Below are 8,405 nucleotides of genomic sequence, written 5' to 3' on the forward strand. Positions count from 1 at the left end.
CCGGCCGCGCCGCGGAGTGCCCCGGGGTGCATGCCCCGGGGCGCTCCGCCGTCCCGTATCGGTGACCGAATTCACCGGAACGGCGACGGAGAGCGAAAGCGACTTCGGTCACGATTTCATAAGGGGCCGGATGTATCGGATGGGTCGCCCAATAAGATCCCTGGACCGGAGTGACCGCCGTGGTCCCCGGGCTAAGGCTGAGGGGATTCGGACTCGTGAGAGCTCTTCTGCGACAGCGCCGGACGAAGGTCCGCGCGGGCCTGGCGGCCGCCGCCGCTCTCTCGCTGGCGGGGGCGGCCGTCATGCCGGCCGGCCCGGCCGCCGCCGACACCGACCCGCCGTCCGGGACGCCCGCCACCGTCAGCGCCGACCCGCTGCCGACCGCGCAGGTCAACGGCGTCGTGTGGAGCATGGCGACGGTCGGGAACACCGTCTACGCGACCGGCAGCTTCACCAAGGCGCGCCCGGCGGGCGTCGCCGAGGGCGGGGCGGGCGAGGTCGCGCGCGGCAACATCATGGCGTTCGACCTGACGACCGGGAAGCTCAGCACCTCGTTCGTGCACACCCTCGACGGCCAGGGCCTGCGCCTCATGGCCTCCCCGGACGGCAGCCGGGTGTACGTCGGCGGTGACTTCACCAAGGTCGACGGCAAGGACCACAACCACCTCGCCGCGTTCGACACCACGACCGGCGCGCTGATCGACTCGTTCGCGCCGAACGTGCACAACCGCGTCCGCGCCATCGCCGCGACGGACTCGACCGTGTACGTCGGCGGCAACTTCTTCAACGTCAACGGCAGTGGCCGGACGCGGCTCGCGGCCGTCAAGGCGTCCGACGGGTCCAACATCGGGACCTGGAAGCCCACCGCCAACGACGACGAGGTGTACGCCCTCGCCCTGTACGGCGATCGCGTGATCGTCGGCGGCAAGTTCCAGCAGCTCAACGGCGAGAAGCACGTCGGTGTCGCCGCGGTCAGCACGACCAACGGCGGCACGCTGCCGTGGAGCAGCAAGCCGGTCCCGACCAAGCTCGACAGCAAGCACTTCTCGTACGTGACGGACCTGCGGGTCGACGACGGCATCGTCTACGGCGCCGCCGACGGCGAGGGACAGCACTGGTACGACGGCCGGTTCGCCGCCAAGGCGAGCGACGGCGACCTGGTGTGGCTGGACAACTGCTACGGCGCCACCTACGGCATCTACCCGGTGGCCAACGAGGTCTACAGCGTCTCGCACGCGCACGACTGCACCTCGCTCGGCGCGTTCCCCGACACCAGCCCGCAGACCAACCACCGGACGCTGTCGGAGACCAAGGTGGCGACCGGCACCGACCGGACGGCGCCGGGATCCAACAGCAACTACCGCAACCAGCCGGTCCCGACCCTGCTGCACTGGTTCCCCAAGCTCGCCATCGGCTCGTTCACGAAGCAGTACCAGGCGGCGTGGGCGATCACCGGCAACGGCGGCTACGTCGCGATGGGCGGCGAGTTCCCGAAGGTGAACGGCAAGGCGCAGGCCGGCCTCGTCCGGTTCGCGGTGAAGGCGTCCGCGCCGAACAAGGTCGGCCCCGACGCGGCGAGCCTCAAGGCGCCGACGGCGAGCGCCCGGCTCGGCGGCACGATCCGGGTCTCGTGGAAGACGACCTGGGACATGGACAACGCCTCGCTGAAGTACCAGGTGCTCCGCGACGGCTCCACGACCCCGATCGCGACGCTCGACAAGTCGGCGTCGTTCTGGAACCCGGCGAGCCTCAGCTACGACGACAAGAGCGCGCCGAAGGGCACGCACACCTACAAGGTCCGCGTCGTCGACGCGAGCGGGAACGCCGTGACGAGCGCGGCGTCCAACTCCGTCCGGCGCTGACGGCGCCCCGGGACGGCGCCCGGGACCCCGACGCGGGAAAGTGCCCCGAGGTTTACATCTCGGGGCACTTTTCTTTTTCCGGAATTGGCCATACTGCGCTGAGCAGTCGGTATCAAGCGCTCCGTGAGGGATTTCCATCACGATTTCATAAGACGGCGGAAGAGCGGTACGGTCCGATGACTAAGATCCGCCTGACCGGAGTGGCCGAGGGGGCCACCGGGGGTCACGTGCTTTTTAGGGGATCCGACTCGTGAGAGCTCTTTTGCGACAGCGCCGTCCAGGCGTGCGCGCGGGCGTTGGGGCCGCCGCCGCCCTCTCGCTCGTGGGCGCCGCACTCGTCCAGCCCGGTTCGGCCGCGGCCGACACCATGCCCGCCGCGGGCGTGCCCGCGACCGTCAGCGCCGACCCGCTGCCGACCGCGCAGGTCAACGGCGTGGTGTGGAGCATGGCGACGGTCGGGAGCACCGTCTACGCGACCGGCAACTTCACCAAGGCGCGCCCCGCCGGGGTCAAGGAGGGCGGGGCCGGCGAGGTCGCGCGCGGCAACATCATGGCGTTCGACCTGGCGACCGGGAAGCTCAGCACCTCGTTCGTGCACACGCTCGACGGCCAGGGCCTGCGCCTCATGGCCTCCCCGGACGGCAAGCGCGTCTACGTCGGCGGTGACTTCACCAAGGTCGACGGCAAGGACCACAACCACCTCGCCGCGTTCGACACCGCCACCGGCAAGCTGATCGACTCGTTCGCGCCGAACGTGAAGAACCGGGTCCGCGCCATCGCCGCGACGGACTCGACCGTGTACGTCGGCGGCAACTTCTTCAACGTCAACGGCAAGTCGCGGACGCGCCTGGCCGCGGTGAAGGCCTCCGACGGCTCCAACATCGACACCTGGAAGCCCGCCGCCAACGACGACGAGGTGTACGCCCTCGCCGTGTACGGCGACCGGGTGATCGTCGGCGGCCGGTTCCAGCAGCTGAACGGCGAGAAGCGCGTCGGCATCGGCGCGGTCAGCGCCACCAACGGCGGCACGCTGCCGTGGAGCAGCAAGCCGATCCCGACCAAGGCCACCGAGCCCGACAGCGCGGGCAAGTACGGCTACTCCTACGTCACGGACCTGCGGATCCAGAACGGCATCGTCTACGGCGCGGCCGACGGCGAGCGCTACCACTGGTTCGACGGCCGGTTCGCCGCCAAGGCGAGCGACGGCGCCCTGGTGTGGCTGGACAACTGCTACGGCGCCACCTACGGCATCCTGCCCGTCGGCCAGACCGTCTACGCCGTCGGCCACCCGCACGACTGCACCTCGCTCGGCGCCTTCCCGGAGACCACCCCGGAGACCTACCACCGCACGATCGCCGAGACCTTCGACGCGCGCGGCACCGACAAGGCCAAGCCGGGCACCAACAGCAACTACAGCGGGCAGCCGATCCCGCAGCTGCTGGACTGGTTCCCCAAGCTCGGCATGGGCACGTTCACCAAGCAGTACCAGGCGGCGTGGGCCATCACGGGCAACAGCAGCTACGTCGCCATGGGCGGCGAGTTCCCGAACGTGAACGGCAAGGCGCAGGCCGGGCTCGTCCGGTTCACGGTCAAGGCCAACGCGGCCAACAAGGTCGGCCCGGACGCCGCGAGCGTCAAGGCCCCGACGGTCACCAAGACGTCCACCGGCCTGAAGGTGTCCTGGGCGGGCACCTGGGACATGGACAACGGCTGGCTGCACTACGAGGTGCTGCGCGACAGCTCGACCACCGCGCTGACCTCGGTGAAGCGGCTGTCGAAGTTCTGGGACGAGCCGTCGATGACCTTCACCGACACCAAGGCCGCCAGGGGCAAGCACACCTACCGGATCCGCGTGAAGGACCCGCTGGGCAACACCGTCACGGGCCCGGCGTCCGCCGCCGTGACGTGGTGACCCGCACGAACTGACGCGTGACGCGGAACGCGCCCCGGTGGACCTCCACCGGGGCGCGTTCTTCGTGCTGCCAGGGCCGGGTCAGGCCGCGCCCATCTCCCGCAGGATGTCGCTGAGGCGGGTGTTGAACGCGGCGTCGTGGTCGCCGGCGGAGCGCTGCGCGACCCGCTTCAGCCAGAACTCCGCCGCCTCCGCGCAGCCGCGCACGTCGTCGCGTCCGGCCGGCTTGCCGAACACGGTGGCGTGCGTCGCCTGGTAGTAGACGAGGTCGGCGCCCGGCGGCGCCCACGCCGCGTCCTCCCAGTCGATGAGCCACGGCAGGCCCCGGCCGCAGTGCCGCAGGTTCCAGGCCGTCAGGTCGCCGTGCATCGGCGTCCAGTGGTCCGGGACGTCCGACGGGCGTGGCAGCACCGCCGCGAGCCGCCGCTGCAGGTCCGCCAGCAGCGGCGCGAGCGCGATGCCGCGGACGGGGCGGGCCGGGCGCGGCGGCATCGCCTCGATCACCATCCAGTGCCAGCCGGCGGTCTCGTCGCGGTCCAGGACGCGCGGGACGCGGAAGCCGTCCGCGCGGCCCTCGGGGAACGCCGACAGCGCGCGCTCCTCGCGGTCCAGTTCGCCCGGGTCGTCGCGGAGCTTGAGGAACCCGGCCGGGCGGCCGCCGCGCAGCAGCACGGCGGCGAGGCCCGTCCGGGACGCCTGCGGACGCTCGTAGAGGGCGAGGCCGTCGAAGGTGCCGATCCGGGCCACCAGCGCGCGCCACCGCTCCGGGCCGCCCGGCGGGTTCCAGTGGACGCGCGGGCCCGGCAGCACGCGCGGCCCCGCGACGGCCACCGCGCCGTACAGCGCCCACTGGGCGGCCAGCGCGGCCGGCTTCGACCGGGTGAACAGCGAGACGCCCGCGAGCGCACCGCGCCGCGAATCCGTCGGAATCAGGACATTGCCGGTTCCGATCGGCGGACGAACGAAATCATGACCAGATGTGGTCATCTGCTCGTTCATATCGTCACTTACCGCGAATGGTCTTGCGCGTACGGCGACCGGCCACCAGGTCCTCGCAGAGCCGCTCATAGGACGCCGCGACGTCGTCCCACACGTACCGCTCGGCCGCCCGCTTGCGCGCCGCGTCGCCCCGGTCGGCCGCCGCGCCCGGGTCGGCCTCTGCCGCCTCCACCTGAGCCGCCAGCTCCGCCGCGTCGCCGAAGAACCGGCCCGCCTCCTCGCCCAGCACCTCGCGGTTGAAGTTCACGTCGAAGGCGAGCACCGACGCGCCCGCGCCCATCGCGCGCAGCAGCGACGGGTTCGTCCCGCCGACCGAGTGGCCGTGGATGTAGGTGAGCGCGCCCGCGTACAGGGCGTCCAGCAGGTCCTGGTCCCACACGCCGCCCATGAAGGTGATGCGCGGGTCGTCGCCCGCCAGCTCCTTCACCTGCGCGGTGTACTCGTCGGCGTACGGCGCCGATCCGACGACGACCAGCGGCTTGGTCGCCTTGCTCCGCCGGTAGCCCTCCACCGCAAGGTGCACGTGGTTCTCCGGCTCGAACCGGGCCACCACCAGGTGGAACCCGCCCGGCTCGTACCCCGCCTCCGCCAGCTTCCCGGTGTCGGTGCCGGCCAGGATGGGCGCGCCGTACGGGATGAACACCGTGTCGGCGTCGAACCGCTCGCGGTAGTACTCCTGGATGCCGACCGCGTCCGCGATCAGCGCGTCCGACCAGCGCACCGCCATCGCCTCGGCCGCCCGGTAGTACTTCTGCCCGGTCCCGCTCCACTTGGTGCGCTTCCACTCCAGGCCGTCGACGTGCGTCGCGACCGGGATCCGGAGCGTCCGCAGGATCGGCAGCATCGGCGCGTTCGCCGCGTTGAACAGCAGCGCGACGTCCGCGCCCTCCTTGCCGATCTTGCCGCGGAACGCGTGCAGCACCGACAGGCCGGTGTGGCTGAGCGTCTCGGCGACCTTCTTCTCGATCGCCGGCAGGTACACCAGCCGCATCCCCAGGTACTCCGGCTCGGGGTGGCGCTCGCCCCGGCAGTAGACGGTGACCTCGTGCCCCCCGGCGGCGAGCCGCTTGCCGATCTCCTCCACCGCCGTCTCGAAGCCGCCGTACCGCGCCGGCACCCCGCGAGTACCTACCATGGCGATGCGCACCCTGACCCCCAGCCATTACCGTCGCTTTGTGATTGATCCGCACAGATTATGCGGAAGGGGGCTTGCGCGTCCCCGCGGTAAACGACAGTTAATCTGAAGGTTGCGGGAGACTGGTGCCCAGGGGGCTGGAGCACCAGAAGGAGGACAAGTGGCCGAACGGGACGCGAGGTCCGCGGTGGTGCTGGCGCACCCGTCGCCCGACCTCTACGGCTCCGACCGGATGCTCGTGGAGTCGGTGCGCGCACTGGTCCCCGGTCACCGCGTCATCGTGGCGCTGCCGGCGGACGGGCCGCTGTCACCGGCGCTGCGGGAGGCGGGCGCCGAGGTCGTCGTGCTGCCCGTCCCGGTGCTGCGCAAGTCGTACATGACCCCGTTCGGGCTCGTGCGGCTGGCGTTCGCCGCGGCCGCGGCGCTGCCCAGGGCGTGGCGGCTGCTGCGCCGCGAACGGGCCGCCGCCCTCTACGTCAACACCGTGACGATCCCGCTGTGGCTGCTCGCCGGGCGGCTCGCCCGCGTGCCCTCGCTGTGCCACGTGCACGAGGCCGAGGACGACGTGCCCGGCCCGGTGCGCGCCGCCCTGTCGATGCCGCTGCGGCTCGCCCGCTCCGTCGTCGTCAACAGCCGCGCCAGCGCCGCCGCGCTCGGCTCCGCCGGGCGCGGCGCACAGATCATCTACAACGGGGTGGAGGAGCCGCCCGAGCCGGTCGCGCCGCCGCGCGCCGTGCTCGCAGGGCCCGCGCGGATCGTCCTGGTCGGGCGGCTGTCGCCGCGCAAGGGCTCCGACGTCGCGGTCCGCGCCGTCCGATCACTGCGCGATCGCGGCTACGATGCGAACCTGACCCTGGTCGGCAGCGTCTTCCCTGGATATGAGTGGTTCGAGGAGGAGCTGCACGGCCTCGCCGGCGACGGCGGCGCGGTCGCGTTCGCGGGTTTCCGCCCGTCGGTGTGGAATTCGTTCGCCGATGCGGACATCGCGATCGTCCCCTCGCGCGTCGAACCCTTCGGTAACGTCGCCGTCGAGGCGATGCTCGCCGGCCGGCCGGTCGTCGCCAGCGCCACCCAGGGGCTGGTCGAGATCGTCGCCGACGGCGAGAACGGCGTGCTGGTCGCCCCCGACGACCCGGACGCGCTGGCGGCCGGGATCGCCCGGCTGCTGGACGACTGGGACGGTGCCCAGGCGATGGCCAAGCGGGCCGGCGCCGACGCCGCCCTGCGGTTCGGCAAGGACCGCTACCACCGCGAGCTGCGGGACGCCGTCCGGCGTCTCGCCGGACCCGACGCCGACCCCATCCCTCCCACGGCCTGAGGACTCCAAGAGCATCCGATGACAGCACAGACCCCCGTCACACCGGAGATCAGCCTCGTCGAGGCGGTCTGGCGCTACCGGCTGATGTCTCTCATCATCGTGCTGGCCAGCGTCCTCGCCTCGGTCGCGGCCACCGAGATCCTGTTCGGCGGCGCGACCGCCACCGCCAGGTTCGCGGTCACCGACCCGACGAACAACAACAACGCGCTGCGCATGGGCGTCGTCTCCGGGCAGGGCTACGCCGCCTACACCGCGCAGCGCGCGGCGTTCGCCGGCTCCACGCCGGTGATGGCCCGGGCCGCCGAGATCGTCAAGAGCAAGCACGGCCCGAACCTCACCGGCGAGCAGCTGCGCGGCCGGGTGAAGACCTCCAGCAAGCCGGACGGCGGGGTCGTGGTCGTCACCGCCGGCGGCTCGACCATGCCCGAGGCCGCCGTCATCGCCAACGCGGTGCTGCAGGCCTACCAGGACGTGACCGTCTCCACGAACAACAGCAACCTCGACGAGCAGATCAAGGGGCTGAAGGAGCAGGAGACGAAGATCACGCAGCAGATGCAGTCCACGCAGGCGGGCACGCATCCCTACCGGATCCTGGCGGCGCAGCTCGCCAAGATGCAGTCGGACGAGAGCGGTCTGCTGTCGGCCCGGTCGAAGAACAACGACGGCGTCCAGTTCACCGACACCGCCGACCCGACCGCGCCGACGCCGAGCAAGCTGCCGCAGAACGGCGCGATCGGCTTCGCCATCGGCGCGATCCTGGCCTGCATCGTGTCGTTCCTGCGGGCCTCGTCGCGGCCCCGCGGGCAGCAGCAGGGCGCCCCCGCCGCCGCGATGGGCGGGGTGCCGGGCGGCGCGCCCGGCGGGGCGCTCGGCGGCCCCGGCACGCCGATGCCCGAGCTTCCGGCGGGCCGGTCCTACCAGGGCCGCCGCTCCATCGGCGACGGCCGCGAGGAGTACCGGCCCGAGTCCTACCGGTCCGAGGGGTACCCCGAGGAGCCGCCGGCCGAGCGGGGACGCGGCCGGCGCCGCAGGTCGGCGCCGCCGCCCGCCGACCCCGCCGCCGGGCGGGGCTGGGCGCCCGAGGACGGGCGCGGCGGGGGCGCCGCGCCCGGTCGGCAGAGCCGCCGGGAGGGACAGGGGGTTGAGAGTAGGGTAGATTCCGGTGGGCCGCCGGTGCCT

At 72.1% G+C, this 8,405-nt stretch carries 6 protein-coding genes; 4 read left to right on the top strand and 2 right to left on the bottom strand.

Translation table 11 applies throughout. The annotated features are described in order from the left end of the window. The first annotated feature begins 215 nt into the window (after positions 1 to 215). Both J4709_RS21125 and J4709_RS21130 read left to right on the top strand, forming a co-directional pair. Positions 216 to 1,862, top strand: a complete 1,647-nt coding sequence (locus J4709_RS21125; RefSeq protein WP_208243324.1) for a PQQ-like beta-propeller repeat protein — start codon at positions 216 to 218, stop codon at positions 1,860 to 1,862. Positions 1,863 to 2,145: 283 nt separating this feature from the next. Next, on the top strand, positions 2,146 to 3,774 hold the full coding sequence (locus J4709_RS21130; RefSeq protein ID WP_208243325.1) for a PQQ-binding-like beta-propeller repeat protein: 1,629 nt from the start codon (positions 2,146 to 2,148) through the stop codon (positions 3,772 to 3,774). Positions 3,775 to 3,855: 81 nt separating this feature from the next. On the opposite strand, the gene J4709_RS21135 is transcribed toward J4709_RS21130, so the two are convergent. After that, positions 3,856 to 4,761 (bottom strand): phosphotransferase, encoded by a 906-nt coding sequence (locus J4709_RS21135; RefSeq protein WP_208243327.1) that lies wholly within the window; start codon positions 4,759 to 4,761, stop codon positions 3,856 to 3,858. A 16-nt stretch (positions 4,762 to 4,777) separates the two neighbouring features. Continuing rightward, a complete protein-coding gene (locus tag J4709_RS21140; protein WP_208243329.1) occupies positions 4,778 to 5,908 on the bottom strand; it encodes a DUF1972 domain-containing protein in 1,131 nt (376 codons plus the stop codon). Between the two features lie 160 nt (positions 5,909 to 6,068). On the opposite strand from J4709_RS21140, the gene J4709_RS21145 reads away from it, so the two are divergent. Then, positions 6,069 to 7,226, top strand: coding sequence for a glycosyltransferase family 4 protein (locus tag J4709_RS21145; RefSeq protein ID WP_307801401.1), 1,158 nt, complete (start codon positions 6,069 to 6,071; stop codon positions 7,224 to 7,226). Between the two features lie 18 nt (positions 7,227 to 7,244). Then, a partial coding sequence (locus J4709_RS21150) for a YveK family protein (RefSeq protein ID WP_504740142.1) occupies positions 7,245 to 8,405 on the top strand: 1,161 nt, incomplete at its 3' end.

The sequence above is a fragment of the Actinomadura violacea genome (assembly GCF_017573465.1).
Taxonomy (GTDB): domain Bacteria; phylum Actinomycetota; class Actinomycetes; order Streptosporangiales; family Streptosporangiaceae; genus Spirillospora; species Spirillospora violacea.

Coding starts and splice junctions, on each gene's coding strand:
- J4709_RS21135 (WP_208243327.1), bottom strand. CDS start 4,761: ATGACCACATCTGGTCATGATTTCGTTCGTCCGCCGATCGGAACCGGC.
- J4709_RS21140 (WP_208243329.1), bottom strand. CDS start 5,908: ATGGTAGGTACTCGCGGGGTGCCGGCGCGGTACGGCGGCTTCGAGACG.